Source organism: Spirulina major PCC 6313 (assembly GCF_001890765.1).
GTDB lineage: Bacteria > Cyanobacteriota > Cyanobacteriia > Cyanobacteriales > Spirulinaceae > Spirulina > Spirulina major.
The window spans coordinates 4,358,376-4,383,915 of record NZ_KV878783.1; the positions used below are offsets into that span (position 1 = coordinate 4,358,376).

Below are 25,540 nucleotides of genomic sequence, written 5' to 3' on the forward strand. Positions count from 1 at the left end.
GAGCAGCAACAAGCTGAACGGAAAAAAAAGAGTGCGTTTTTGATTGTATCGGAGCAGGAGCACAATGGCAGAGCAGTACGGGCGAATCACAATTGTAGGGGCAGGGGCGTGGGGGTCGGCATTGGCAACCCTGGCCACCGAGGGGCAGAACGAGGTGCGGCTCTGGTCGCGGCGCAGTGGTCAAGCCCTAGGGCCGTGGGTCGAGACGAGTGATGTGCTGTTGATCACGGTGTCGATGAAAGGGGTGCGGGATACGATCGCCCGCCTCCAAGCCATCCCCCTGCCGCCGGATTTAATCATCGTCACCGCCACCAAAGGCCTTGATCCGGAGACCCAGCAAACCCCCGCCCAGCTTTGGCACGCGGCGTTTCGGGATCATCCCATTGTTGTCCTCTGCGGGCCCAATTTATCGAAGGAAATTCAACAGGGTTTACCCGCTGCGACGGCTGTTGCCAGTGACGATCTAGAGGCGGCGGCAACGGTGCAGCATTATTTTGCCAGCGATCGCTTTCGGGTCTATTTCAACGAAGATCCGCTGGGGACGGAGTTGGGCGGCACGTTAAAAAATGTGATGGCGATCGCGGCTGGGGTTTGTGATGGGTTGGCGTTGGGAACCAATGCCAAGGCCGCCCTATTAACGCGGGCCCTGCCGGAAATGGTGCGGGTGGGGGTCACCTTAGGCGCACAACCCGATACCTTTTTTGGCCTATCCGGGTTAGGGGATTTGCTCGCCACCTGTAGCAGCCCGCTGTCGCGCAATTATCAAGTAGGCTATGGTCTCGGCCAGGGCAAGACTTTAACCGAAATTTTGGATCATCTCGAAGGCACAGCGGAGGGGGTGAATACCGCTGCGGTTTTGGTGACGTTAGCCCAGCGAGATGCGATCGCTGTCCCCATCGCCACCGCTGTGCATCACCTCCTCCAAGCCCAGATCACCCCTCTCGATGCCGTCCAAAGCCTGATGGAGCGAGACCTCAAATCCGAATTTGGTGCCTGGCTGCGCCGGTCATGAGCCACAAAAAAAGCTGAGAGATGAACGACCATCTCCCAGCGTTGGATCATTAAAGGTGGATCTGAGGACTACATCAAAGCAGTCTGATTACAGTTGCGGCGCGAACTGTTCTTTTTCCGGAACTTCCGTATATTCCGCCACGATCTGCCGGAACTCTGCGCCGTCGATCGTTTCCTTTTCGATCAACAGATCAACTAAGCGATCGATCACGACACGATTATCGCGGACGATTTGGCGGGCGCGTTGGTGGCATTGTTCGGCAATCTCGCGCACCTGGGCATCAATGCGAGTGGCGATTTTTTCTGAATATTCAGAGCGATTCATCAAGCCATTACCGAGGAACACTTCACCGGCTTGGTCTTCGAGAGACAGCGGGCCGAGATCACTCATTCCGAAGCGGGTCACCATTTGCCGCGCCATGCTCGTCACCATTTGCAAATCACCGCCGGCCCCGGTGGTCACTTCCGCATGACCGAACACTTCTTCTTCGGCAGCCCGGCCACCCAAGGCCCCGCAGATCCGAGCGGTCAACTGAGAGCGGGTGGTTAAGCCCTGCTCTTCGTTGGGGGTAAACCAGGTTAAGCCTTGAGCTTGGCCACGGGGAACGAGGGTCACTTTTTGCACTGGATCATGTTCTTTGACGAGCGTACCAACGATCGCATGGCCCACTTCGTGATAGGCAATCAAGCGCTTGCTCTTGCTATCCACCAAGGGCGTGCCTTCCATCCCCGCAACGACACGATCCACCGCGTCATCAATTTCGAGGATCGTGATCGCCTCTTTGCGGCGGCGGGCGGTGAGAATGGCGGATTCGTTGAGGAGATTCGCCAAATCAGCACCACTAAAGCCAGGGGTACGGCGAGCGATCGCTTCTAAGGACACATCCGGCGAGAGCTTCTTATTGCGGGCGTGAACTTCCAACACTTTTAAACGGCCTTTGAAGTCCGGCGCATCCACAATCACCTGACGGTCAAAGCGACCCGGACGCATCAACGCCGAATCGAGCACGTCGGGGCGGTTCGTTGCCGCAATGATAATAATGCCGGTGTTGCCTTCAAACCCGTCCATTTCCGTCAGGAGTTGGTTTAAGGTTTGTTCCCGTTCATCGTTACCGCCGCCGATGCCTGCGCCCCGTTGACGACCCACCGCGTCGATCTCATCAATAAAGATCAAACAGGGGGCATTTTCCTTCGCTTTCTTAAACAGATCACGCACACGAGACGCACCCACCCCCACAAACATTTCCACAAATTCCGACCCGGAAATACTGAAGAAGGGTACGGCGGCTTCGCCAGCGATCGCTTTTGCCAAGAGGGTTTTACCCGTTCCCGGCGGCCCCACGAGCAGCACCCCTTTCGGAATCCGCGCCCCCACAGCGGTAAAGCGTTCGGGCTGTTTCAAGAACGTCACCACCTCTTGCAGTTCTTCCTTGGCTTCGTCAATCCCCGCCACATCATCAAACATCACCCCGGTTTTCGCTTCCATCTGGAACCGAGCGCGAGACTTCCCAAAATTCATCGCTTGGCCAGGGCCGCCGGGCATATTGCTCGACCGACGGAACAGAAAGAACAACGAACCAATCAACAACAGCGGGAAAATCAAGTTCCCCAAGAATCCCCACACCGCGCCTTCACTGCGCACCGGATGAGAATCTAGGGTGACCCCTTCTTGGCGGAGTTTCGCCACGAGTTCCGGCGCATTGCTCGGCAGGTCTACCCGCAGGGTTTGGGTGCGGCCATCCAGTTGCGGATCGGTGGCTTGAACGATCGCCGTCCGTCCCCCTTCATAGAGGTCAACACTTTGCACCCGATGGGCATCCACATACTCCAGAAAACGCCCGTAGGTCATCCGGGTGCTTGCACTGTTATTGCCCATATCATTGGCGTTCCCCGTCATGCTGCCTTGCCAGAAAAAGAAGCCAACTAACAGGGCGGGTAATGTCCACAGGAGGATGATTCTCCAAGAAAATTTCATAGGTAGCAGTCTCGTAGTGATGATCAATGACGCTAGGATAGCCGCCTAGCTACGGCAGAAATTGCGTTTAAAGAGCAAATTTTTTATAGAGAATTGGCAAAAAGTGCCAAGGTTTCTTAACTAAATTTAACGTAATTCTCACAATAGGGGCAAGAACTCCACAGAGTTCCCCTAGGGGCGGGAATGAATCCAGCACCCGCTATCCCGCCGAACCCTTATTTTGGTGGGCATTGCCCACCTACTGCAATGCCCACCAAAATAAGGGTTCAGCCTTTCCAAAATGTTCTAACCACCAAGATCATGGCTATATGAGGTGCTTGTCCTCCCGGATCACTGTAGGCGCTGTTGACACCGCTCAAAAGCACGTTGGTGCTTTTCACTCGACACGCGCCGGAATTGGCTGAATAAATCCCGTAATGCCGGTTCGCTGACCCAAGTGAGAAACTCGTCATACATCTGAACATTAAGAATTTCTGCTTCGATGCCCATGGCACAGGCCGCCGCTATGCTTTGGGGGGCTGCCACGGTTCCGGCAAAGGTGTCAGGCGGAACAGGCAATCCATACTGTTCAAATAACGTCTGCAACCGTGCGGCATGGCGTTCTTCGGCCTGCACAATATTGGTGAAGGGGCGCACAGCTCCATATTTTTCGATCACTGCCGTATAAAAGGCGTGGGCATGATATTCGTCTTCAATGGCTGCGATCATTGCGGCCTGGGTTTGGGCATCAATGCGTCCGGTTGATTGTGCCGGGGTCTGCTGCCCGATCGCAACTCCTCCCCACAAAGCGCCCAGCGCGATCGCACTACCAAACCAACCCACCATTTTTAAGGGTTTTCCCCATCTATGTTGTCCCATCTTGACCTCGCATGAATCTATAACTATTTGTTCATTTACCAAAATCATAGGATTAAGCGAGGGAACAGCCATCGATCCTTAGTCACAGATTGCGCGATCAGTGGCCGGGGCGATATGGGCTAAACGTCACGGTTGTCGCAGAGTTTATCAGCAGGACAACGCTGGCACAGGGAGAACGCGAAGGGAGAAGCCACTGCAAAAACTCACCCAAAAGGACTACGACGGATGCCGCAGAGGGACAACAGTTCGGGGGAAGCAAGAGCCATAATTAGCCCATTAAAACCACGGTATCAATAACATGAATAATCCCGTTCGTCGCCTCAATATCCGGCGCGAGTACCGTCGCATTTTTTACTTCAAAAACCTCACCACACCGCACCGGAATCGGCGACCCTTCTAATGAGGTGACAGTATCTAGTTCCTTGAGTTCGGCGGTGGTATAGCGACCGGCAACAACGTGATATTTTAAAATGCGTTGCAGTTGGGGAATATTTTGCACCAAGGTGTCCACTGTGCCCGGCAGTAATTTCGCAAAAGCGTCATCATTGGGGGCAAACACCGTTAAGGGCCCAGGTTGTTGTAAAGCGTCGCCGAGGCCTGCCACCGTAACGGCGGTGACAAGGGTTTTAAACGCATCATTACTAACGGCAATTTCAACGATGTTTGGCATTTTCAGTCTTCAGAAATATAAATGATTGGGAAAAATAGTCAGTCTAGACAATCAACCAACTATTGACGCTTGAACTGATGGACTATCACCGGGGAATACAATGCGCCCAATGCTTAGCGATAGTCCTGGGATTGAATATCGCTGAGGCGGGCTTCCGGACGGAGGAAGCGATCCATTTGGGCCTCGAAAAATTGACGATTTTTCAGGAGGTGCTCCGGGTTGGGATCATCCAAGGGATAGAGGAGAGCCGTGCGCAGGGCTTGGATCACAGCCGAGGTGACGTTATACATCGATCGCTGAAATGTAATCCCCAGTTGAATCAACATATCATCTTCACCCCGGCAATAGTTTTGGTAATAGTCCAATAAATAGGGGGGGAGAAAATGGAGCATATCTTGCATTAACAACGTCGGCGGAATGCCAGCCGTACCGACGGGGAACACATCAGCGTAAAGAATGCCGTAGTGGAAGTCTTTTTGTTCTTCGGGGACTTGGTGGGCTTGGGCGTTGTAAGACTTCGTGCCTCGGAAGGGAGCGGTGCGATAGAAGACGGCTTCAACATAGGGGAGTGCTGCTTCATAGAGCCACATGAACCCTTTGGATTTGGGGATGATTTCGTAACATTCATCGCCAATGTAAACGTGGTGATAAATGGGCCGACCGGCGGCGATAAAAATGCCATTGACGAGAAAATCCATTGCGTCGGGGACGGTTTTGAATTTGCCTTCATCGTAGAGATCGCTCATTTCAAAAAATACCGGAGCCATCACTTCCCAAAATAGCCCTAAGTTGGCGTAGTAGGAGAGTTCGCGAACTTTTTCGTAGAACATTTCCGGGAAGAGTTTATACAGGCCCAACATCAGAGGGTTACCTTTGAAATAGGCTTTGATGGCGCGATCGCTGTTCGCAATATATTCCTCACTTTCGAGATAGTCGTAAAACTGGCCGCCCATGCCTTGGTGCCAGAGCATGGCTTGCATACAGGCTTCGGCGAATTCCATGTTGATGCGATCGTGCCAGAGGTGATGAAAGAGTTTAGGGAGTTTTTTCTTTAGTTCACCGCGATCCATGAATTCGAGGAGTTCCGGGTGGGCGGAGGCTTCACCCTTTTGCCAGACGCGGAAGTCGGCGGTGTCTCCGGCGTAGTGGTTGGGGAGATCGAGATATTCCTGGGGGAGGAAGTATTTAAAGAAGGGCAGGGGGTCGAGGAAAACGCGCTCGGCAATGTACAGGAGGTCACGCCAGTAGAAGTCCATGGGGACGGCGTAGGCTTTGTAGATGCCGATGATTTGCATTAGGTTTTCTTCGGTGTCGGGGAGCATGGAGCCGCCCGCTTCGAGGCGATGGATGATTTCGGCGTATTTGTGGGTGGAGGGGGGGATTTTGGCGGTGGGGTTTTCGAGGGTGGTGGTCATGGTGAGGTTTGGGGGTAGGGAGTGGGTTAGGGGTTGGTGGTGGCGATTTGGGCGATCGCAGGCTGGTGTAATTCAACCACGAGGCTGTTTGTGGTGGGTTCAATCCAATGCAGGAGGGCGTTGGGTTGCACACCAAAGTAAAGGATGATCGCCGTGAGAACAAGGGCGGGCCATTGCTGGCTGAAACCGATGCGGGTGTAGTAGGCGCGATCGTTGTCGAGCTTGCCGAAGCAGGTGCGGTTGATCAAGATGACGAAATAGACCGCTGTCAGACCGGAGGCGATGATACAGAGGAGGGTGGGAATCGGGAAGGTGGCGAAACTGCCTTGGAAGACGATGAATTCTGCCGCAAAGCCGACGAGTCCAGGAATTCCCGCGCTGGCCATTCCGGCGAGAATCAACAGGGAACTGGTGAGGGGCAGGCCGCGCACCGGGTTCATTAAGCCGTTGAGGACACCGAGGTCGCGGGTTCCGGTGGTTTTTTCCACAATCCCGACGAGGAAGAAGAGAAGGGCGAGGATCAAACCGTGGGCGACCATTTGTGCGATCGCACCTAAGACACTCAATTCTGTCCCCGCAGCGGCGGCGACGAGGATGTAGCCCATGTGCCCGATGGAACTGTAGGCCACCATCCGTTTAATATCCCGTTGAGCGATCGCGCTGATTGCCCCGTAAATCACGCTGACCGTACCGATAATCGCCAACCCAGGGGCGACGGTTTGCCAAGCGGTGGGGAAAAGCTGCAAACCAAAGCGCAGCAAACCGTAGGTTCCGAGCTTGGCGAAAATGCCCCCTAACAGCACTGTGGTGGCGGGAGAGGCTTCGACGTAGGTATCTGGCATCCAGGTATGGAGCGGAACGAGGGGGATTTTAATCCCAAAGCCGATCAAAAGGGTGGTGAGCAAAATCAATTGCGGAATCAGATCCAGATTTTGCACTTTCAGATCGCTAAATTCAAAGCTGGGGGACTGACTGAGGAAGGTCGCACCCAAAAAGCCCGCCAGCACTAAGAGGCCCGAAACGGCGGTGTAGAGCAAAAATTTTGTGGCGGCGTAGCCGCGTTTTTCGCCGCCCCAAATGCTGATCAAGAGGTAGAAGGGGATCAGTTCGAGTTCGTAGAAAATGATGAACAGTAGTAGGTTTTGCGCCATCAAAGCCCCGGCAATCCCAGCATTGATCAGCAGGATGAGGCTGTCATGGAGGCGGGTGCGTTCGAGGTTGCTGCGGTTGGTGTAGAGGGCGATCAGGGTGAGAAGGCTATTGAGGGCCAGGAGAGGAAGCGAGAGACCATCGACACCGAGACTGTAGTTGAGTCCTACAGGGTCAATCCACCGGTGAAACTCGCTGAATTGGAGACCGCCGAGGCTGAGGTCAAACTGACTGAAGAGATACAGCGTCCAGATCAAGGAGGCGATGCTAAAGGCTCCGCCGAGGAAGCGGCTGAATTGGGGTTTGAGGACGGCGATCGCGATCGCACCCAGTAAGGGAATGACTAACAGGGGAGTGAGCATGGTTCGCAAGGATGAAGACAGTGAATGGGTTGAGGACTATTGCAGAGCTTGGATCAAGGGGAACGCCAGGATCGCGCCAAAGAGAATCGTGCCGAGGAGAATCGAGAGGGCATAGAACTGCACTTGACCGGTGGTGTTGTATTTCAACCCCTGACCGCTGGCGAGGGTGAAAAGACCGACCAAGTTCACCGCACCATCGACGAGGATGCGATCGCACCAGTCCACCACTTTGGCCGCCAGACCCACAGCGGCGATCACCGTTACTTTGTACAGTTGAGCGGTATAGAGGTCATAGGCAAAGAAATCCTGCACCGCCGGAACCGGGAGCCGAATCGGTTTCGCCACTCGCTCGCCGCCGTAGAGCCAGAGGCCCACGCCCCCGCCCACAACCGTGGAGGTCATCAGGAGGAGGGCAGCCGGTGTCGTCATCAAGCTCAGGCTCGGCAACAAGCCCACCGCAATCAGCAATTGGGGTAAGTGGAGAGCAACCCCCAGCAGCACCATCATCGGCAGCACCAACGCCCACAGGCCTTCGGGGGAGCGGCGTGTCCAATCTGTCACCGGTCCGGTGAACAGTTGACCAAAGACCCGCGCCAAACTGCACGCTGTCAAGCCATTGACCACCAGCATCACCGCGAGGAGAACCGGGTTATTCACACCGTTGGCAATCTCAGCCAAGCCCCAGAAGCAGCCCAACGGTGGCACAGCAACAAGGGAAAGCGCACCCACCACATAGCAGATGCCAGAAATGGGACGGCGTGACCAAAGGCCACCGAGTTGGGTAATGTCTTGGGAAATATTGTTGAGGATGATGCCGCCGACACTCATCAGGATCAACGCCATGGCGATCGCATAGGTCAAGAGCAAGATTAACGCCTTGTCCCCTTGACCCGTGCCCACGGCAACAAACACTAACCCCAGGTAAGAACTCGTGGCGTAGGAAAAGACCCGTTTAATATCTACCTGAGCGAGGGCGATCGCGGCACAGGTCACCGCCGTGAAAGCACCCACAAAAATTTCCGCCGTCACCACCGTGGGCGACAGGTTCAAAATCGGCTGCATCTTGATTAAGACCCAAGCCCCCATCGACACCACCACCGCATTCCGCAGCACCGTCGCCGGCATCGGCCCTTCCATGGCTTCATCGAGCCACAATTGCAGCGGAATTTGCGCACATTTCCCGATCGGGCCAATGAGCAGGGCAAACCCTAGCAAGGTGGCTGTGGTGGGGTCGAGGGGGTTGGTTTGGGCCCAGGCGGCTAACTCATCAAAGTTCCAGGTTCCCGCCAAGGGATAGAGGGCGACCACCCCCATCAGCAAGACCAAATCCCCCACCCGTTTGGTGAGGAAGCCATCCCGCGCCCCAGTCACCACCAGGGATTGATTGAACCAGAAGCCAATCAGCAGGTATGTGCCCAGGGTGAGAATTTCCAGCATCACATAGCTGAAGAAGAGTGAATTGGTGAGGGACAGAGAGGTCATCCCCGCTTCAAACAGAGCGAGGAGGGCATAGAAGCGGGCCCAGCCCCAATCCATTTCGAGGTAGGCGATCGCGTACACCTGCGTCAAGGCGTTCAACCCTAAAATCACCACCAATGCACCCACCGTCGTCGCAGACGCTTGCACATCAAAGGCAATATCCAGGTTTGCCGCGTGGAGCCAATTGATCGAAAATTGGACGGGTGTTGACCAGACCTCGCGCAGGGCAAACAAACTATGGGTAAATGCGGCTAGGGTCATCAATAAATTGATGTAACCCGCCGGACGCGGGCCAGTGCGTCGGATCAGTCCCGGCGACCAGGGTATGGTCAACACCGCACCGATTAGCGCATAGCAGGGAATCAACCAAATGCTTTGACTAAAGGTATTCATCGAGAAATCGGTCATCCTAGTGGGGTAAAGCTGGGGCTAGACTTCCGCGATCGCACCGGAACATCACCGAACAAAATCCCAACAGAACAATTCTGTTGTTACAGGGATTCCGGGCGATTACATTGCCAAAAGTCTATGGCTTGATTCAGAGTATAGTGTTTTATGAATGAAAAAACAAGTAAGATTGACTAATGTCAATCTTGAATATTCATAATCATTAGCCTTCCCAAACGGTGAAGACTCAACTGCTATCCCATCCTTGCCCCAGTGTGGTGATTTGGGTGGGGGATGGCCTGTTTAATACCCGCCTTGGGCTTAACCCGTTGGTTGGCAACAAAAGGGCGCGATCGCCTCCTCTTTCCCCTGGTGGCTGCGATCGTCCTTGGCCTCAACACCCTCTGCCCCGGACTCAATCACCGCTCGCCCCGCTGCATCAATGTGCGAAATTAAGCTGCGGATTGAGTCCCAGCCCAGGAGTTGACACTCCCCGTCGCTTCAGCGACGGGGATTCTTGGTTCATCGACCGGACTTAACTCAGCAGGATTGCTCCAACTCAGCCAGCGGCCCAATCTCCCCAAGCGGATAACTTCCCGTGTGCCCCACGGTAGTTAGTCCAAGGCGCAGCATACAAACCCGCTTCACTATCGACTCAGCCCGATGCCGATCGCAGACTAACCCTTTCACATTCAAGTCTTCCTAGGCGACCAAATCGTTAGATTGGATGACGCAGTCGGCAATCCGCCCACTCATTACGCTGCCTGCTTACCCTTAAATGCTTCCAGGCCTGTCGGTTTTTAGCCTTGTGATCGTTCTTGGACGTTTGAAATCCAAGATAGCAGCCTAACACCACTGGCTCAAGGAGGGCGACTCAAGTCGCTCGTGTCGTCTTTCATCCCCGCAATCAATTGACGGGGCTTTCAGACTCCCGCACTATTTTCGTAAGCATTTTTTCCAACCGTCAACAAAAAGTGTCAAATTGTATCTTAAACTGTATATTTAATCACAAACTATCTAATGGTATCGTGGTGTTTTCCTTAATTTTCAACCCAGGGCGAAAGCACTAATGATAGAATCGCCATCAGATGAGGTTCAATCCATGGTGCCGTGAGCCGTACAGCAACACTTAATTACTTCCAGCCAACCCTGACTTCCCTTTCGGAACATAACCGCCTCCGCTTATTTTCCGGGTCAGCGAACATTCCCCTTGCCCAAGAAATCGCCCGCTATCTGGGCATGGACTTAGGCCCCATGATTCGCAAGCAATTTGCGGATGGTGAACTGTATATCCAAATCCAAGAATCAATTCGTGGCTGTGATGTCTATATCATTCAGCCCACTTGTCGTCCGGTGAACGATCACCTGATGGAATTACTCATCATTATTGATGCCTGTCGGCGGGCTTCGGCCCGGCAAATCACGGCGGTCATTCCCTACTACGGGTATGCCAGGGCCGATCGCAAAACCGCCGGCCGCGAATCCATCACCGCGAAACTCGTGGCGAACCTGATGACCCAGGCCGGGGCCAATCGGATCGTTGCCATGGATCTGCATTCGGCCCAAATTCAGGGCTATTTTGATATTCCCTTTGACCATGTTTATGGATCTCCGGTGCTTTTAAACTATCTCCTCAGTAAGCAACTAGAGGATTTAGTGGTGGTGTCCCCCGATGTGGGGGGCGTTGCACGGGCGCGGGCCTTTGCGAAAAAATTGAACGATGCACCGTTAGCGATTATTGATAAACGTCGCCAAGCCCATAATGTGGCGGAAGTGATGAATGTGATCGGGGATGTGCGGGGTAAGACGGCGGTGCTCGTGGATGACATGATCGACACAGGGGGCACGATCGCAGAAGGTGCTCGCTTCTTACGGGAACAGGGAGCACGGCAGGTCTACGCCTGTGCAACTCATGCGGTGTTATCGCCCCCTGCGATTGAACGCCTGTCCAGTGGTGTGTTCGAGGAGGTGATTGTCACCAACTCGATCCCGCTCCCGGAGACGAAACACTTTGAGCAGTTGCGGATTTTGTCCGTGGCAAACCTGATCGGGGAAACCATTTGGCGCATCCACGAAGATAGCTCCGTGAGTAGTATGTTTCGCTAATCCCATGGGCAACCAGTGCCCTCGTCGCGACTCGTGGTTGATCTTCAGGATGAATGCCACTCCTTCAAAGTCCCTCGCCCATTCTGGGAGAGGGATTTCGGGTGAGGGCTAATGGATCACGTCTCAGAAATAACGCTACAGATGAAATCATGCAGGCGAGGGGCTTAAGCCCCTTGTGCGATCGCCTGACTTGAGCGAATGGGTTTTAAAGAACGATCGCATCCCCCTGTTCGGTGAATTCAACGGTGGTGATTTGCCATTCGGGGTTTTGGGTGAGGGTTTCGCGCAAGCTGCCGAAGAGGGCGAAACTTTCGCATTGTGAGAGGGAACTGAGGTGGCGGGGACTGTCGGGGGGGAGGCGGAGATCAACGATCGCGCTTTGGGTTTGGGGGTTGACGCTGACTCGGTAGCCGGCGATCGCAAAATCTGCTGTGTTGAATTGTTCAATCACGGCAGCGATCGCACCGTCTAAACTTTGGTCGGGCGGCACGGTTGCCACGCTGGGAACCAATGCTGCACAGTTGGGATCGGGGAAATAGACTTGAATCGTGGTGGTGTTGGTCGATGGCGGGGTCAGGTCAGGGTCGGGGACAGTCTGCGCCACGGCGGGCTGGGGGGCAGGGGTGGAGGATTCCATGGCACGGGGGGCGATCGCACAACTGTTGAGCAGCATCACCGCTCCCCCGATTAATCCCGTCAAACCGATCCGTTGTAACATAGCCGCCTCCAAACTTTTTCTCTGAACCGCTTAAAATCTTCATCCGGCCTGCCCAGTTAACAATCCGGACAAGTTTCCACCCCCTTGGCCCGCCTGCCCCAAAACCCTGGAAGCGGTGCGATACACTGATGACTTCAGTACGTCAGGAGGGGCGATGTTAGGGAGTTTAATCTGGATTTTGGGGGTGGGATTTCTCCTGGGGCAGGGGGCGCGATCGCTGAAGTTGCCGCCCTTGGTGGGGATGATTGGGGCGGGGATTCTCCTGGGGCCGCAGGGGTGGGATCGCTTGGCTCCAACGGTGTTAGCGACGGCGGATCAGTGGCGATCGCTGGCCGTAATGGTGATTTTGATGAAAGCGGGCTTAGGTCTAGATCAGGACAAGCTCCAACAACAGGGAACCGTAGCACTGCGGCTGGGGATTTTACCCGCCACAGGAGAAGCGATCGCCGTTGCGATCGCCGCCATGGTCTTGTTGCAATTCGATTTTCCCACCGCCCTCCTCCTCGGCTGCATCCTTGGCGCAGAATCCCCCGCCGTGATCGTGCCGGGAATGTTACGCCTCAAGCAGTTGGGCTGGGGCGTAGCCAAAGGCATTCCTGACGCAATTCTCACCGGTAGCGCCCTCTCGGATGTGCTGCTGCTCTTGGTGTTTAGCCTCCTCCTCAATCTCCTCACCCACACCACATCCGCCGGTCTCACCCTCGGCTCCCTCACCCTCACTCCCCTACAACTCCTCCCGTTCCAACTCCTCACCCAGATCAGCGGTGGTTTGCTTTTGGGCTATCTGGCTGCCCACGGCGTTCGGTTGATTCTCGTCCGCTGGCGTTGGACTCAAAACCCGGTGCAGGATCTCCTTGTGGCGGCGTTGGGGGCGATGGGGTTGGTGTTGGGGGCGGAGGCGTTACCGCTGTTTTCGGGGTATATGGCGGTGATGACGCTGGGGTTTTGCTTGGTGGAGTTGGATGCACCCTTGGCGCGACGGTTGCGGCAGGGGTTTGATGGACTGTGGGGAGTGGCAGAAATTATCTTGTTTGTGTTGCTGGGGGCGGCGATCGCCTTCGAGACCCTAACCTCAATGTTGGGGCCAGGGCTGCTGATTCTGGCCGTCGGTACGTTGATCGGGCGGGCAATCGGTTGGGGGTTGGCCACTTGGGGCAGTAATTGGACAGGACGCGAACGGCTCTTTTTATTACCGGGCAATTCTGCCAAAGCCACGGTACAGGCGGCGATCGGGGCAATTCCCCTCGCGGCAGGCGTGCCAGGGGGCGATCGCATTCTCGCCCTCGCTGCCCTGTCGATCCTGATCACCGCCCCCCTCGGAGCCTGGGCAATCCCCACCTTTGCCCCGAAATTGTTGCAACAGGGCCGGGTAGATCCCACAAAAACGAGTCGCGATCGCCCCATCACCCTCCTCGCTGCCGTCGATACCTCCCCCCACGCCGATGCCGTCCTCACCAAAGCCGCCGACCTCGCCCGCCGCTGCGATGGCCATGTCGTCGTTCTCCATGTGGTCACGTCCACCGATACCCCACCCCAGATCGAAGCCCTCGAAGCCCGCACCGCCCAACACCTCGCCGACATCCGCCACGACTTCAAAACCCTAACGGGCGACATTGCCGCCACAATCCTCACCACCGCCGACCATTACCGCGTTGATGAAATGATTTTTGGTAAACGCAACCATCCCCACGGCGCGATCGGGTCTGTGGCTCAAACCCTCCTCGCCACCAGCCCCCACCCGATGATCCTCGTTGATCCTGCCCTCACTTAAACCGCATGGATGCGATCGCTTCTATCCGGTTGTGCCTTCAATCAATCGGGTTAGGATGGCGAGTGATGATTTTTGTATTAAAGAATGCGATGCCTCATCCCTCAGATTCGGATCAACCCAAGCGGATGTTTCCTAACGAGTTTTACGACGATCAAGCCGGTGACAGTGGGCCACGCCCTCCCAAGCCACCGAAAAAAACGGGAACGATTACCCTGGTCTTTCTAATTTTGTTGAGTATCCCGGCGATCTTAATCAGTCTGGTGGGGCTGGTGTTTTTGGTGACCGATCAAGGGATTGTGCCGTTGCTGCTGGGGTTGTTGGCGGTCTTGATGGTGTTTCCGGGGTTGCGGAATGTGCGCGATCGCCTGCCCCCCTTGCGGATACCGGTGTTAAATATGTTTTTTAGCGTAGTGTTAATGTTTGCGTCCTTGCTTGCGATTGGGGCGAGTGAATTAGAAGAAGCCGCACAGGTTCCCGATGTGCCGCCGGTGACGGTGGCGGATGTGCAGCTCTGTACGCAACCGGTGGAAGACACCTGCGATGGCGATTACAACCTGTTCACCCGTGATAGTGAGACGATCTATATTGTCGGTACGCCGGAAAATTTTGCCGCCGAGCCGCCGCCGATCACCCTGGAGGTGGACTACACGCCCCGACCGGAACAGACGGAGCAGGTGAAGAGTGAGACGTTTTCTAGCCCACTCGATGAGGCGGGCGCGTTGGCTTTAACCTATGCCCCGGAAACGTTGCCGGTGGGTTCCTATGAACTTCGCTTAACGTCGGATGGGGAGGGCTTTGAGCCGGTGACGAAAACCTTTGATGTTTGGCCGTCGGCGGACTGGGTGGAGGCGATCGCCAACCACACCAAGCCCGAAGTCTCCACCGAGATCAAAACCTTCAAGCTTTGCATTGATGAACAAGTGGAAACCGAGCCGCCGCCCACTGATGCACCAACGACTGGCCAATACACAGGCTGTGCTGTGGATCAGTCGGAATTCACCTCAGATGTGACGGCGCTCAAGGCAGATGCGGATCTAGAAGATGCCCAAGAGGGTGAACAACTCACCTTCCTCTGGTTCTATCAAACGTCCGATGGCACCTGGGAAGAAATCAACACAAACACAGTGGATTTGCAGCGATCGCTCGATGGGTTTCTCTTTACTCTCCAAGGCGATTTCACACCGGGCGAGTACGAAGTGTTAGCCCTCCTTGAAGCCCACAATCGCCACCCCTTGCGCCATTCGTTCACGATCACCAAATCCGAATAACACAGTGCGATCGCCTCGGACTGTCCTCCGAATTTAGGCAGCACAGCCCAGGAAAATGCACAGAACTTAAACCGCCGAGAAGTAGATTTTGGATTTTTTCGGGTCGGGACTCATGGTTTTGTCCCCTTCTTGCCAGCCCACGGGGCAGACTTCTTCGGGGTGGGCTTGGACATGTTGGATGGCTTTCAGGGTGCGGAGGGTTTCGTCAACGCTGCGGCCAAAGGAGAGATTGTTAATCGTGGCGTGCTGGATGATGCCGTCTTTGTCGATGATGAACAAACCCCGCAGGGCAACCCCGGCTTCGGGGTCGAGGACGTTGTAGGCGGTGCTGATTTCTTTTTTAATGTCGGAGATCAGGGGGTAGTTGATGTCGCCGACACCGCCGTGTTTGCGATCGGTTTGAATCCAGGCGAGGTGGGCAAATTCGCTATCCACGGAGATGCCGAAGAGTTCCGCGTTGAGGGTTTTAAATTCGTCGGTGCGATCGCTGAATGCCGTTACTTCCGTCGGACAAACAAAGGTGAAATCGAGGGGATAGAAGAAGAGAACGACATATTTACCCCGGAAGTCTGACAATTTGAGGGTTTTAAACTCTTGGTCAAACACTGCCGTCGCCGTAAAGTCCGGGGCAGCTTGTCCTACGCGGAGGCATCCTTCCATGGGTTTATTCTCCTAAAGAAACGCGATGTCGATGAACGTGGGCCCAATGATTGTTGTATCACAGGGGTGTGACGGGAAAACGTTGCGAATCAACGTCACTCCAGTTATTTAAGCAAATTTTAAGAACTGTTACAACTTTTTCACGCGGAGACAACGGACGGCGGGGTCAAGGGGAAACAATCCGGACATTCTCCCGGATGCCTGAAAAGGGGGGTAATTGTTGTTCTTTGCACAGAGCCTTGGTCAACCCCACTGATATTAAATATCCCAGCCTTGGACAACTTCTGCACCAACGTTACAAGGTGCTCCAAGTGTTAAATTCAGGTGCTTTTGGACAGGTATATCTCGCCCAAGACACCCTTGATCCAACGCGATCGCACTGCGCCATCAAGTACTACTTTTCCGACCTCAACTATCCTCACCTCGTTAAAACCAGTCGGCGCATTTTCCTGAACGAAGCTGAATATTTAAAACGACTGGGGGTTCATCCACAAATTCCCCAGTTTCTCAACTGCTTTGAGGAAAATCGGGGGTTTTTCCTGGTTCAAGACTATATTGCCGGCACGTCCCTCAGCCAAGAACTGGCGATCGCCCGCCACAGTTCCCCCCTCGAACGAGTCGCCCAGGTGGTCTATTTCCTCTGGGATCTTTTGCCGGTGCTGCATTTCATTCATCAACAAAATGTGATGCACGGTGATATCAAACCCAACAACATCATGCGCCGTAGTCATGACGGCAAGGTGATGTTACTTGACTTTGGAGCGTCTCAGTTCCTGCCCAAAAACCCTAGCCCGGCCTCGAAAATCGCTACATTTCCCACCTATCCCACCGCCACGTCTAGTCCGTCGGGCTATCTCGCGGCCGAACAACTGCGGGGCCAGCCGACGATGGGCAGTGATCTGTACTCGGTGGGGATTATTGCGCTGGAATGGTTGACGGGGTTAGATGTGACCCATTTTCAGCCCCATCCGAAGACCTATGAAATTCAGTGGCAGGCTTGGACGGATCACAATCCGCCGCCGCCCTATTTGGAGCCACTGGTGGCGATTTTGCGGCAACTGGTTCGCTACCATCCGGAAAATCGCTACGCGACGGCGATGGAGGTGCTGAAGGATTTGGAACCGTTGCGATCGCAAGTCAACCACAGCCTGCTGGATTACTGGGGTGAACAGCGGCTGAATACCCTTGTCCCGATGCCCCATCACACCGCTGCGGCGGCCCAGACTCCATCCTCTGAGGCGGATCGCGATGAATGGACAGCAACCGCCGCCCAGTTTGAAGATGTCGCCCTGGATGACCCAGAACTGATGCCGGATGAACCGTGGCAAGTGGAGCATTCCGGGATGATGATGGCTCGCACGGCGGCGATCGTGGCGGATTTACCCCTGTGGCGATCGCAGTCTCCTAGTTCAACCGCTCAGGTATTGATGCGGATGGGCTTGGTGATTGGGATGCTGAACGTGTTTGCGATCGCCCTCGGCTACTACACCCTCACCAGTAGCCTCAGCACCGATCCCGGCGAAGAAGCCTGGCTCGCCGCCCAAGAAGCAATTCAGCGCGGCCAACTGGCCGAAGCCTTAACCCTGGCCGAATCGATCCCCCGCAACAGTGTCCGTTATCAGCAATCCCAAGCGGCGCTCCAAGCCTGGCAAACGGAATGGCGCACCGCGTCGAGCTTAATCAATACGGCCCAAACGGCTCTTGACAGTCACCAATGGCAAATGGTGCTCAATATTGCCGCCCAAATGCCGGAGATTAACTATTGGAAACAAAAAATGCACCCCCTCGTGGAGGTGGCACGGCCACGAGCGGAAGATGAAGCGCGGCGACTGCTGGCCCAGGCCTATCGCTCGGCTCAGCAGCGAGATTTCACCCGTGCCTTAAGTTTTCTCTATCAGATTTCCCCTGAAACGCAGGTGGGCGCAAGTATCCAGCCGAAGCTGGATGAATATCAACGCAAGCAAAGTGTGCGGGCGATGGTGCAGTTACAGGAGGCCTATGATTTAGCGATCGCGAAACAATTCCGGGCCGCGATCGCGATTCTCGAAGAAATCCCCACGAACACCACCGCCGGCGCGATCGCCCAAGAAAAACTCCAGGAATATCACCACAAAGCCCAAACCCGCCGCGCCCTCGTTGCCCGCGCATCCTAAGCCCTAAGCGGGAACAGGATCGGCGACCAACAAGGGAAAACCCAAGGCTTCGCGCTGTTGATAATACAACTGAGCAACTTGGCGGGCCAGGTTGCGGATGCGGCCGATGTAGCGCGTCCGTTCGGTAACGGAAATCACGCCCCGCGCATCGAGGAGGTTGAAGGTGTGAGAACATTTCAGCACATAGTCATGGCTGGGTAAGACAAGACCGCGCTCGATCAGTTGGGCGGCTTCTGCTTCATAGAGGCCGAAGAGTTGAAAGAGGCGATCGCTATCCGACGCTTCAAAATTATAGGTGCATTGCTCCACTTCCCCTTGGAGGTGAATGTCGCCGTAGGATAGGGTGTCGTTCCATTGAATTTTGGCGATCGCATCCACATCCTGCAAATACATCGCCAACCGTTCCAACCCGTAGGTAATCTCAATCGACACGGGCCGGCAATCAATCCCGCCGCACTGTTGAAAATAGGTGAATTGGGTAATCTCCATACCATCAAGCCACACTTCCCAACCCACACCCCACGCGCCCAAGGTCGGCGATTCCCAGTTATCTTCCACAAACCGAATATCATGGTCGGCGGGTTGAATCCCCAAGGCTTGCAGCGATTCTAAATACAGTTCTTGAATATTGTCTGGGGACGGTTTGATCAAGACTTGATATTGATAATAATGCTGATACCGATTCGGGTTCTCCCCATAGCGGCCATCGGTGGGGCGGCGGCAAGGTTCCACATAGGCCACCGACCACGGCTCCGGGCCGATCGCCCGCAAAAAGGTATGGTGGCTCATTGTCCCCGCTCCTTTTTCCGTATCGTAGGGTTGTGCGATCAGACAGCCGCGATCGCTCCAAAATTGATTTAATGTTGCAATAACCGATTGAAAACTGAGAGCCACGGTTTCCTTTTTCCCAAAAACAGTGATTCCATTATCCCGTGCGATCTGCCGCTTTGAATGGCGGCCTCATCTGCCGTGATCATTGCAGCGATCCAATATCCCCCCAGAGCGCAGCGGCTTTGTGCAAACGGGACGATCGCAGCAGCGTTGGATGGTATATTAAATCGCTGCACTGATTAAGAGCAGTATGCCCCTTAACCCGTTCCTGAAAAGACTCGGCCCGCCCCTCGCGGTCTTTCTCCTAGCGCGGCTGATGATTGCGATCGCCGCTCTTGCCCTCAACCTCGATCCCCTTGATCCTGTGACATTCTCGCGCTGGGACTCCGGCCATTATCTCCATATTGCGGATCAGGGTTATGAACTATTTTCCTGCGATCGCATCCCCGGCTACGACCCAGAAGACTGGTGCGGCAACACCGGCTGGCTCCCCGCCTACCCCTGGCTGATGCGACTGCTCAGCGTCACGGGCCTGCCCACCATCACCGCAGGCGTGTTGTTGTCTGCCGTTTTTCACCTGGCCACCCTCATCGCTCTGTACCACTATTTCCTCGATGCCACCTGGAATAAACGCAATGCCCTCTGCCTCCTTCTGGCGGGCTTCTTTCCGGGTTGCATCTACTACCATGCCGTCTTTCCCATCTCCATCTGTACATTCTGCATCGTGCTCATGCTCCACCATTTGCGGCAACAGCGGTTCCTCGTGGCAGGACTGGCCGGAGCAGCAGCGGCGTTTACATACTCCACGGGTTTTGTCCTCGCCGCCGTCGCCACCGCTTGGCTGGTTTGGATCGGGCGGGGTCAACCTTGGCGGCAACGTGTCCCTAAACTCTTAATCACGCCAGGGTTGACAATGCTGGGCTTTGTGCTGGTGTTGGTGCTGCATCATGTTGTTGTGGGGGACTGGCTGGCCTTTTTTAAGGTCCAGGCGAAATATGGCCACGGGATACATATTCCCATCGGAATTTTTTACGCTCGCATTGTGCCGATCGTCCAGCCACCGTGGGTGTGGACTCAAGATGTTCAGGCACTCCAAACCTTCGTCGTTCTCTGCTTTGTGGTTGCCATTGCCGTCACGTTTTTCCGTCAGCGTCGCCTGCTCAACCCCCAAACCATACTACTGATCCTGTTTATGTTCGCATTCTGGCTTTTTCCGGTGATCACCGGGCCAGGGGTGAGTAGCTACCGGGCTGAATCCCTCCTGTTACCCTCTGTGGTTTTAGTGCGATATCTGCCCTGGTCTGTGCAGGTTATCCTGACGATAACGGCGGTACTGCTCGCTTATCCGATGACAGTGCTGTTTTATCAACATGTTTTGGTTTGATTATGATTGCGCTTCACTCTCCCCAACGCCACCGCCTCGATCTGCCCTCTGGATTGCACCTATCCTATTTAGACTGGGGCGGGACGGGCGATCGCGTCATCTTATTGCATGGCTTGGCGGATCATGGCGGTGTGTGGGCGAGCGTGGCGCAGCGGTTGGCGGCCTATGGGTGCATTGCGCCGGATTTGCGCGGCCATGGGGAGAGTAGCAAGCCCGAAGACCCGGCGGCCTATGGTTTTGGGGCGATGGTGGCGGATTTGCAGGCGTTGATTGCGGCGTTGGGAGAAACCTCGGTGCATGTGGTGGGGCATTCTTGGGGGGCGAAGCTGGCCTGTGTGTGGGCGACGCAATGCCCGGAACAGGTGAAAAGTCTAACCTTGGTTGACCCGTTTTTAATTCAAAAGCTGCCGGGGTGGATGGAATTAACGTTTCCGATTCTCTATCGCACTTTGCCATTTTTGCAGTTGTTGGGGCCGTTTCCCTCCGAAGAAGCGGCGATCGCCAAAGCCAAAACCCTCAAGCAATACCGCGAATGGACACCCTTTCAAGCATCCATCTTTCGGGCAGGAATGGAGGAAAAAGGCGAGGGACAATGGGGCAGTAAATTCACCGTGGCCGCCCGCAACGGTATTTTTCAAGAAGTGATGAAGGTGGCCGGATTGACGCGATCGCTCCCTATCCCCAGTCTCCTGATTCAACCCACCGCCGGAGTCAACCGCACCGCCTGGCAACTCGCCCCCTATCACCGTCACCTCTCCCATTTGGAGCATCGCGTCATCCCCGGCCATCACTGGGCGTTTCTCTCGGAGCCGGAACGCTGCGAAACGGAAATTTGCACGTTTTTAGATCAGCAATGCCACCGGGGCACAAATGCTTAGGGGATGAGTCACAATCAAAGAACCATTGCAATGATTGAGAGGTGAGATGATGCGAATTGCTGCTCTGTTGCTATTGGGGGCGATCGCCCTCAGTCCCAGTCTCATCCTCCCGGCTCCGGTGCAAGCCCAAACAGAGGAAAGCCGCCCCCGGCGTGCGCCCCAACTCCTCGAAGCCCGCACCACCAATAACCGCGTGCGATCGCGCTTCGCAAAATACTACATCACCCTCGCTACGCCTCCCGATGCCCGCCCCCTCCAAGCGATCCAACTCGACCAACGCACGGGCGGCGACGCGATCCAGCTCCGCTTGGATCAAACGCGGGTTTGGGTCAACGATGAGGAGGTGGCGATCGCGTCCTACAGTGGCAACGGTGCGAGTGAACCCCTCCAACTCACGTTCGCCGACCCCATCCCCCCCAACAGCACCATCACCGTCCAACTCAACCCCTATTACAACCCTCGTTGGGGCGGCGAATACAGCTACGGCGTGACGGTAATGATGGCGGAAGACTTTAACCTCTATCTCGGCCCGGCGCGGCTACGTTTTTATGAGCGCGATCGCCGCATCTGGTGGCCGTAATTGCTGTGAAAACTTAACGTTTGCGGCGGGACTTTCTCGATAGAGTACACACAACATCACCTCATCACGCTGGGATACTGTCATGGATCAGCAGGCTTGCGATCGCGTTGAAGCCTTTTTAAACACTTGGTCGGGGTCTCAAGGCAATGAACGGGCCAATGCTCAACCCTTTTTTAATGATCTTTGTGATGCGTTGGGAGTAGATCGCCCCCCGCCGAAGGGATCGGTAGAGGATGATCCCTACTGTTACGACAAGGACATCCGGACGATAGATGAGGGGTTGACGTTTTCTATAGATTTATGTAGTCCTGTGGCAACGATTTCGTAACATAGCGAATTCCGCCTTACAATGCAAGGCAGGTCAATCGAGAACGTCTGAAGCCTCATTTCTCCACGACCCTATTAAACTCGATAGAAACTAAATACCTATGCCGACATCAGCACAAGGGCAAACGGGAATTTCTAACCCTGCCCAAACTCGTCTTCTGCTGTCTCTTTGGGATCTCAATGGTTTGATCCAGCCGGTTAAGCGTTCAGACTTGAACAAACGAATTGTCCGTTCAAAAGAAAAATCCAAAGACTATCAAGCCCTCATCGATACGTTGGATAAAGCGGGAGCTATTCAGGTTTTCACAGAGAAACGTTCAGTAACAATCAAGCTCACTGAACAAGGGCTCGATCTACTAAAAACGGGATTGAATGACCCCGCTTTTAAATTTTCAGGCTCAATTATTGGCACTAAGTTTCCGAATTCACTCCTTCGATGGTTGCGCGAAAATCCGACTCATCATTCTAGCTCTACCCCAGTATCGACCTCAACGAAAACACAGCAATCTAAATCTACAGTATCGAAGGGTAAAATCAGCACATATCAAGACTTCCAAAGCAGCACCCTAGAAGTCTATGAAGCCCTCAATAAAAAACATAATTTTAAAGAGTTAGTCCCGATCTATCGCATTCGTCGTGAGTTGGGTAAAAACGTTGAACACACCCAATTTGATGAATGGCTTACAGAAATGCAAGCAGACGACATCGTCCAACTCATGGCCGGGGAAATGCCCGACATGACCCCCGATAAACGCAAAGATTCACTCACCTTACCCAGTGGCAATTTCCGCTATTACGTCAAACGCATCACGTAAGCTCACTTTGCCATATCTTTCTAGTATCGAAGAACTATGAGCCCTAAACGATTAACAGAGTCTGAGAAACAAGAGATTGTATCAAGTTACAAACTACCTCACGAAAATGCTCAAACATTAGCTGAACGGTTTGGAGTTCAATCACAAACTATTTTACGTGTGCTTAAAGCCCAATTACCCCAGGCTGAATACGAGACATTAGTTCAGCAGAAACGCCTTAACCGCGCATCTCAAAAATCTGAGGTAGCATCTACCTCACAGGACGATACCGAAAGCGATCATAATGAAATTAGCTCGTCATCATTAGAAAGTATTCACAACGCAATTAAAAGCCAGAATATTTTCAAAAATATTGGAGTATTTCGATCAAACAATATTTGGGGACGAGAATATCCTGATGTTGTGAAATTCAATGCTCATGCATCAGATACTGTTTTGCAAGCCTTAGAGCAGGTCAAAAAAAATCGTAAGCACAAAGTTACATCACTGGTATTAACTGCAACTCAAGGTCAAGGCAAAACACATCTAATTAATCGAGTACGTCGTCAGTTAGCAAAACAAGAAAATACTGTTTTCATTTATACTCATGTTTTGAACTTCACTGATCTCAATCAAGTTAATTTCTATTTTCAGCAAACTGTTGTAGACAGCTTAAGCCGAGTTAATAGCAGTGATGTGACTCAGTGGCAAATGTTGGCGACTGCGATCGTTAATCAGGCTGTCAAGAAACCCAAGACTCCAAAAGAACTTGTTAATCAATTTGATAAAGTTTATGAAAATAGTCGTAAGAGCGGCAAAAATTTATTAGATTTACTAATTCAAAAAATTCATACTCAGAAAAGTATTGATCCCTACATCTTAAGGGCAGTACTTTGGACGCTCTCTAAAAAAGCATCTAGTTATGCTGAAAAGTGGCTTTCTGGAGAAGCACTAGAAGATTCTCATGCTCAATATTTAGGATTGCCGACCTCAATCACTGATCACCAAGATCGCGAAGCTTCAGCACTAAATATCGTCAAACAGATTTTTAGTTTAATTAGTGATTATAGTTCAATCATTATCTGCTTTGATGAAATTGATACAGGTGAAAAATATAGTGATGCAGGCTTGAGATCGTCTCAAGTTGTGACAATTTTGATTAAGTCTCTCTATGACACTCTAGAACAATCACAACTGGGTAAAGGTGTTGTCATTCTAACGGTCATGATGCCAGATACGCATCGCGATTTGTTTGATTCGATGTCTGATGGTGGCATTAGTGCGCGGCTCTCAACCTTTACGGAAAATAAACCGATTGAGCTAAAGTTTCTTGACCCAGCTTCAATGACTGAACTGGTCAAGCTCTATCTGGATATTTTCTATGCCAAGAAAAAACTTACACCACCCACGCCGATCTATCCTTTTGAAGAGAAGCAACTAGAACGATATGCAAAGGTTAATAAGCCAACAGTACGAGAAGCCTTACATTGGTGTGCGGAAAATTTCAAAGTAGAAGAAGAACTTTTACCGGATAACCCTCAAGATCGCTTTGCACTTGCGCTGAGTCGTGAAAATGAAAATGATTTTACAGAATGTATTGATGATAGTGAGTTGATTTCTAATGTTTTGCGATTTGGGTTGATGTCTTTAGTGGGTGAAGTGTTAAATGGGGAAACTGCTAGTGGTGAAAAGTTAAATAATGTCATTATTCAAGATGTAGTAGATATTGTTCCAAAATCCAAAAATAATGATTGGATTAATTTTAAAATTGTTGGCACTGAAAATAATCAGCCCATCAAAGTTGGCGTGATGGTGCTGCAACATACTCACGGACTTTCAGTGGGCGCAGGCATGAATCGGATTATCGATTATCAAACATTTGATTTGACTCGTGGTTGTATTGTTCGGTCTAAAACACGAAAAATAAAAAGTAATTGGGATTCTTATCGACTTGTCCGAAAGCTTATTAACAAGCAAGGCGGTGAATGGGCAGATTTAGAATTTGAAGACATTCATGATTTGCTAAAACTCTATACCATTAATGAGCAAAAAGAATCGTATCAATTAACGGATGAACAGATGAGAGCATTCACAAAAGAGTATGCGATCGCAAATTCTCTTTTGCTAGAAATACTCAGTTCTCCATCAGGGGGAATCGATGAATCTAGTATCGAAGTTGATAATTTATTTGATAACTTGGATGATTCTGGTGATGTTGACCTAGATACTGAGTTAAATGAATTACTCACTACGTTTCAAGGTGAAAAAGTTGAAGGCTCTGGTTTTCCAGAAGAGAACCAAACTGAAGATCAAGAGATTGACTTAAGTGCTGAGCTAGATTCGGACAATTCTCCTAATATCCCATCGCAGGATACTGAGGCTCAAGATTCTCCACAGCCCAGTACATCAGATGATTTACCGTGGTTTAAGCAGACCTATACCCACAAAACGATTAAAGCATTTTCCTTCAATGACAGTGAATATGATGTGACAACCTGGCGCGAATTCTTGGTCACAGTCTGTACACTAATGAAGCTCTACCACAATAAAGATTTTGCTAAAGTTTTACAAATCAAAGGCAAGAAAAATGCCTACTTCAGCAAACATTCAGATGATCTCAAAAATCCTGAAAAAATCTCTGGTTCTGGCATTTATATTGAAACTAATCTCAGTTCTAACCAGATTATTAAGTTTGTTCACCGCATCATCACCCATTTTGATTATCCGGAAAACTGCATCCAAATCGTCTTAGATGAGGAGTAGG

At 52.8% G+C, this 25,540-nt stretch carries 21 protein-coding genes; 12 read left to right on the forward strand and 9 right to left on the reverse strand.

Annotation, left to right across the window (positions count from 1 at the left end):
• Nucleotides 1-64: 64 nt before the first annotated feature.
• A complete protein-coding gene (locus SPI6313_RS19375; protein WP_072622470.1) occupies nucleotides 65-1,012 on the forward strand; it encodes an NAD(P)H-dependent glycerol-3-phosphate dehydrogenase in 948 nt (315 codons plus the stop codon).
• 87 nt (nucleotides 1,013-1,099) lie between these two features.
• Here the strand turns inward: SPI6313_RS19375 and ftsH2 are convergent, their stop codons facing one another.
• The 6 genes from ftsH2 to SPI6313_RS19405 form a co-directional block, all read right to left on the reverse strand.
• A complete protein-coding gene (gene ftsH2, locus SPI6313_RS19380) occupies nucleotides 1,100-2,986 on the reverse strand; it encodes an ATP-dependent zinc metalloprotease FtsH2 (RefSeq protein ID WP_072622471.1) in 1,887 nt (628 codons plus the stop codon).
• Nucleotides 2,987-3,316: 330 nt separating this feature from the next.
• On the reverse strand, nucleotides 3,317-3,844 hold the full coding sequence (locus SPI6313_RS19385; protein ID WP_072622472.1) for a ferritin-like domain-containing protein: 528 nt from the start codon (nucleotides 3,842-3,844) through the stop codon (nucleotides 3,317-3,319).
• Between the two features lie 268 nt (nucleotides 3,845-4,112).
• The gene (locus SPI6313_RS19390; protein ID WP_072622473.1) at nucleotides 4,113-4,514 is read right to left on the reverse strand and encodes a fasciclin domain-containing protein; all 402 of its coding nucleotides are present in this window, start codon (nucleotides 4,512-4,514) and stop codon (nucleotides 4,113-4,115) included.
• A gap of 113 nt (nucleotides 4,515-4,627) precedes the next feature.
• Nucleotides 4,628-5,929: a CO2 hydration protein gene (locus SPI6313_RS19395; protein WP_072622474.1), complete on the reverse strand. Its 1,302-nt coding sequence runs from the start codon at nucleotides 5,927-5,929 to the stop codon at nucleotides 4,628-4,630.
• A gap of 26 nt (nucleotides 5,930-5,955) precedes the next feature.
• Nucleotides 5,956-7,440, reverse strand: coding sequence for an NADH-quinone oxidoreductase subunit M (locus SPI6313_RS19400; RefSeq protein WP_072622475.1), 1,485 nt, complete (start codon nucleotides 7,438-7,440; stop codon nucleotides 5,956-5,958).
• 36 nt (nucleotides 7,441-7,476) lie between these two features.
• The gene (locus tag SPI6313_RS19405) at nucleotides 7,477-9,327 is read right to left on the reverse strand and encodes an NAD(P)H-quinone oxidoreductase subunit F (protein WP_072622476.1); all 1,851 of its coding nucleotides are present in this window, start codon (nucleotides 9,325-9,327) and stop codon (nucleotides 7,477-7,479) included.
• 273 nt (nucleotides 9,328-9,600) lie between these two features.
• Here SPI6313_RS19405 and SPI6313_RS23735 point away from each other — a divergent pair, with 273 nt between their 5' ends.
• Entirely contained in the window at nucleotides 9,601-9,762 is a 162-nt protein-coding gene (locus tag SPI6313_RS23735; protein WP_175551189.1) for a hypothetical protein, read from the forward strand.
• A gap of 642 nt (nucleotides 9,763-10,404) precedes the next feature.
• Nucleotides 10,405-11,412, forward strand: coding sequence for a ribose-phosphate pyrophosphokinase (locus SPI6313_RS19410; protein WP_072622477.1), 1,008 nt, complete (start codon nucleotides 10,405-10,407; stop codon nucleotides 11,410-11,412).
• A gap of 205 nt (nucleotides 11,413-11,617) precedes the next feature.
• Here SPI6313_RS19410 and SPI6313_RS19415 read toward each other — a convergent pair whose 3' ends face one another.
• Complete coding sequence (locus SPI6313_RS19415) at nucleotides 11,618-12,130, reverse strand: hypothetical protein (RefSeq protein WP_072622478.1); 513 nt, start codon at nucleotides 12,128-12,130, stop codon at nucleotides 11,618-11,620.
• A gap of 154 nt (nucleotides 12,131-12,284) precedes the next feature.
• Between SPI6313_RS19415 and SPI6313_RS19420 the strand changes: the two genes are divergently transcribed.
• The gene (locus tag SPI6313_RS19420; protein WP_072622479.1) at nucleotides 12,285-13,901 is read left to right on the forward strand and encodes a cation:proton antiporter; all 1,617 of its coding nucleotides are present in this window, start codon (nucleotides 12,285-12,287) and stop codon (nucleotides 13,899-13,901) included.
• Nucleotides 13,902-13,990: 89 nt separating this feature from the next.
• A complete protein-coding gene (locus tag SPI6313_RS19425; protein ID WP_139276700.1) occupies nucleotides 13,991-15,169 on the forward strand; it encodes a hypothetical protein in 1,179 nt (392 codons plus the stop codon).
• Between the two features lie 66 nt (nucleotides 15,170-15,235).
• Here SPI6313_RS19425 and SPI6313_RS19430 read toward each other — a convergent pair whose 3' ends face one another.
• A complete protein-coding gene (locus SPI6313_RS19430) occupies nucleotides 15,236-15,829 on the reverse strand; it encodes a peroxiredoxin (protein WP_072622481.1) in 594 nt (197 codons plus the stop codon).
• A gap of 239 nt (nucleotides 15,830-16,068) precedes the next feature.
• Between SPI6313_RS19430 and SPI6313_RS19435 the strand changes: the two genes are divergently transcribed.
• On the forward strand, nucleotides 16,069-17,982 hold the full coding sequence (locus tag SPI6313_RS19435; protein ID WP_072622482.1) for a serine/threonine-protein kinase: 1,914 nt from the start codon (nucleotides 16,069-16,071) through the stop codon (nucleotides 17,980-17,982).
• Nucleotides 17,983-17,985: 3 nt separating this feature from the next.
• Here SPI6313_RS19435 and glyQ read toward each other — a convergent pair whose 3' ends face one another.
• Complete coding sequence (gene glyQ, locus SPI6313_RS19440; protein ID WP_072622483.1) at nucleotides 17,986-18,876, reverse strand: glycine--tRNA ligase subunit alpha; 891 nt, start codon at nucleotides 18,874-18,876, stop codon at nucleotides 17,986-17,988.
• A gap of 187 nt (nucleotides 18,877-19,063) precedes the next feature.
• On the opposite strand from glyQ, the gene SPI6313_RS19445 reads away from it, so the two are divergent.
• The 6 genes from SPI6313_RS19445 (at nucleotide 19,064) to SPI6313_RS19470 (ending at nucleotide 25,539) form a co-directional block, all read left to right on the forward strand.
• A complete protein-coding gene (locus SPI6313_RS19445) occupies nucleotides 19,064-20,197 on the forward strand; it encodes a hypothetical protein (protein WP_072622484.1) in 1,134 nt (377 codons plus the stop codon).
• Between the two features lie 2 nt (nucleotides 20,198-20,199).
• The gene (locus tag SPI6313_RS19450; RefSeq protein ID WP_072622485.1) at nucleotides 20,200-21,075 is read left to right on the forward strand and encodes an alpha/beta fold hydrolase; all 876 of its coding nucleotides are present in this window, start codon (nucleotides 20,200-20,202) and stop codon (nucleotides 21,073-21,075) included.
• Nucleotides 21,076-21,121: 46 nt separating this feature from the next.
• Entirely contained in the window at nucleotides 21,122-21,655 is a 534-nt protein-coding gene (locus SPI6313_RS19455; RefSeq protein WP_072622486.1) for a DUF2808 domain-containing protein, read from the forward strand.
• A gap of 82 nt (nucleotides 21,656-21,737) precedes the next feature.
• Nucleotides 21,738-21,983, forward strand: coding sequence for a type IIL restriction-modification enzyme MmeI (locus SPI6313_RS19460; RefSeq protein WP_072622487.1), 246 nt, complete (start codon nucleotides 21,738-21,740; stop codon nucleotides 21,981-21,983).
• Nucleotides 21,984-22,083: 100 nt separating this feature from the next.
• Nucleotides 22,084-22,797 (forward strand): hypothetical protein, encoded by a 714-nt coding sequence (locus SPI6313_RS19465; RefSeq protein ID WP_072622488.1) that lies wholly within the window; start codon nucleotides 22,084-22,086, stop codon nucleotides 22,795-22,797.
• A 36-nt stretch (nucleotides 22,798-22,833) separates the two neighbouring features.
• Nucleotides 22,834-25,539, forward strand: coding sequence for a transposase (locus SPI6313_RS19470; protein ID WP_139276701.1), 2,706 nt, complete (start codon nucleotides 22,834-22,836; stop codon nucleotides 25,537-25,539).
• Nucleotide 25,540: the final 1 nt, after the last annotated feature.

Excerpts from the sequence above, each read along its gene's own strand:
- SPI6313_RS19470 (WP_139276701.1), top strand. The coding sequence starts at position 22,834 with ATGAGCCCTAAACGATTAACAGAGTCTGAGAAACAAGAGATTGTATCA.
- SPI6313_RS19385 (WP_072622472.1), bottom strand. The coding sequence starts at position 3,844 with ATGGGACAACATAGATGGGGAAAACCCTTAAAAATGGTGGGTTGGTTT.
- SPI6313_RS19400 (WP_072622475.1), bottom strand. The coding sequence starts at position 7,440 with ATGCTCACTCCCCTGTTAGTCATTCCCTTACTGGGTGCGATCGCGATC.
- SPI6313_RS19430 (WP_072622481.1), bottom strand. The coding sequence starts at position 15,829 with ATGGAAGGATGCCTCCGCGTAGGACAAGCTGCCCCGGACTTTACGGCG.
- SPI6313_RS19395 (WP_072622474.1), bottom strand. The coding sequence starts at position 5,929 with ATGACCACCACCCTCGAAAACCCCACCGCCAAAATCCCCCCCTCCACC.
- SPI6313_RS19455 (WP_072622486.1), top strand. The coding sequence starts at position 21,122 with ATGATGCGAATTGCTGCTCTGTTGCTATTGGGGGCGATCGCCCTCAGT.
- SPI6313_RS19450 (WP_072622485.1), top strand. The coding sequence starts at position 20,200 with ATGATTGCGCTTCACTCTCCCCAACGCCACCGCCTCGATCTGCCCTCT.
- SPI6313_RS23735 (WP_175551189.1), top strand. The coding sequence starts at position 9,601 with ATGGCCTGTTTAATACCCGCCTTGGGCTTAACCCGTTGGTTGGCAACA.
- SPI6313_RS19425 (WP_139276700.1), top strand. The coding sequence starts at position 13,991 with ATGCCTCATCCCTCAGATTCGGATCAACCCAAGCGGATGTTTCCTAAC.
- SPI6313_RS19420 (WP_072622479.1), top strand. The coding sequence starts at position 12,285 with ATGTTAGGGAGTTTAATCTGGATTTTGGGGGTGGGATTTCTCCTGGGG.
- SPI6313_RS19415 (WP_072622478.1), bottom strand. The coding sequence starts at position 12,130 with ATGTTACAACGGATCGGTTTGACGGGATTAATCGGGGGAGCGGTGATG.
- SPI6313_RS19405 (WP_072622476.1), bottom strand. The coding sequence starts at position 9,327 with ATGACCGATTTCTCGATGAATACCTTTAGTCAAAGCATTTGGTTGATT.
- SPI6313_RS19445 (WP_072622484.1), top strand. The coding sequence starts at position 19,064 with ATGCCCCTTAACCCGTTCCTGAAAAGACTCGGCCCGCCCCTCGCGGTC.
- SPI6313_RS19460 (WP_072622487.1), top strand. The coding sequence starts at position 21,738 with ATGGATCAGCAGGCTTGCGATCGCGTTGAAGCCTTTTTAAACACTTGG.
- ftsH2 (WP_072622471.1), bottom strand. The coding sequence starts at position 2,986 with ATGAAATTTTCTTGGAGAATCATCCTCCTGTGGACATTACCCGCCCTG.
- SPI6313_RS19465 (WP_072622488.1), top strand. The coding sequence starts at position 22,084 with ATGCCGACATCAGCACAAGGGCAAACGGGAATTTCTAACCCTGCCCAA.
- SPI6313_RS19375 (WP_072622470.1), top strand. The coding sequence starts at position 65 with ATGGCAGAGCAGTACGGGCGAATCACAATTGTAGGGGCAGGGGCGTGG.
- SPI6313_RS19390 (WP_072622473.1), bottom strand. The coding sequence starts at position 4,514 with ATGCCAAACATCGTTGAAATTGCCGTTAGTAATGATGCGTTTAAAACC.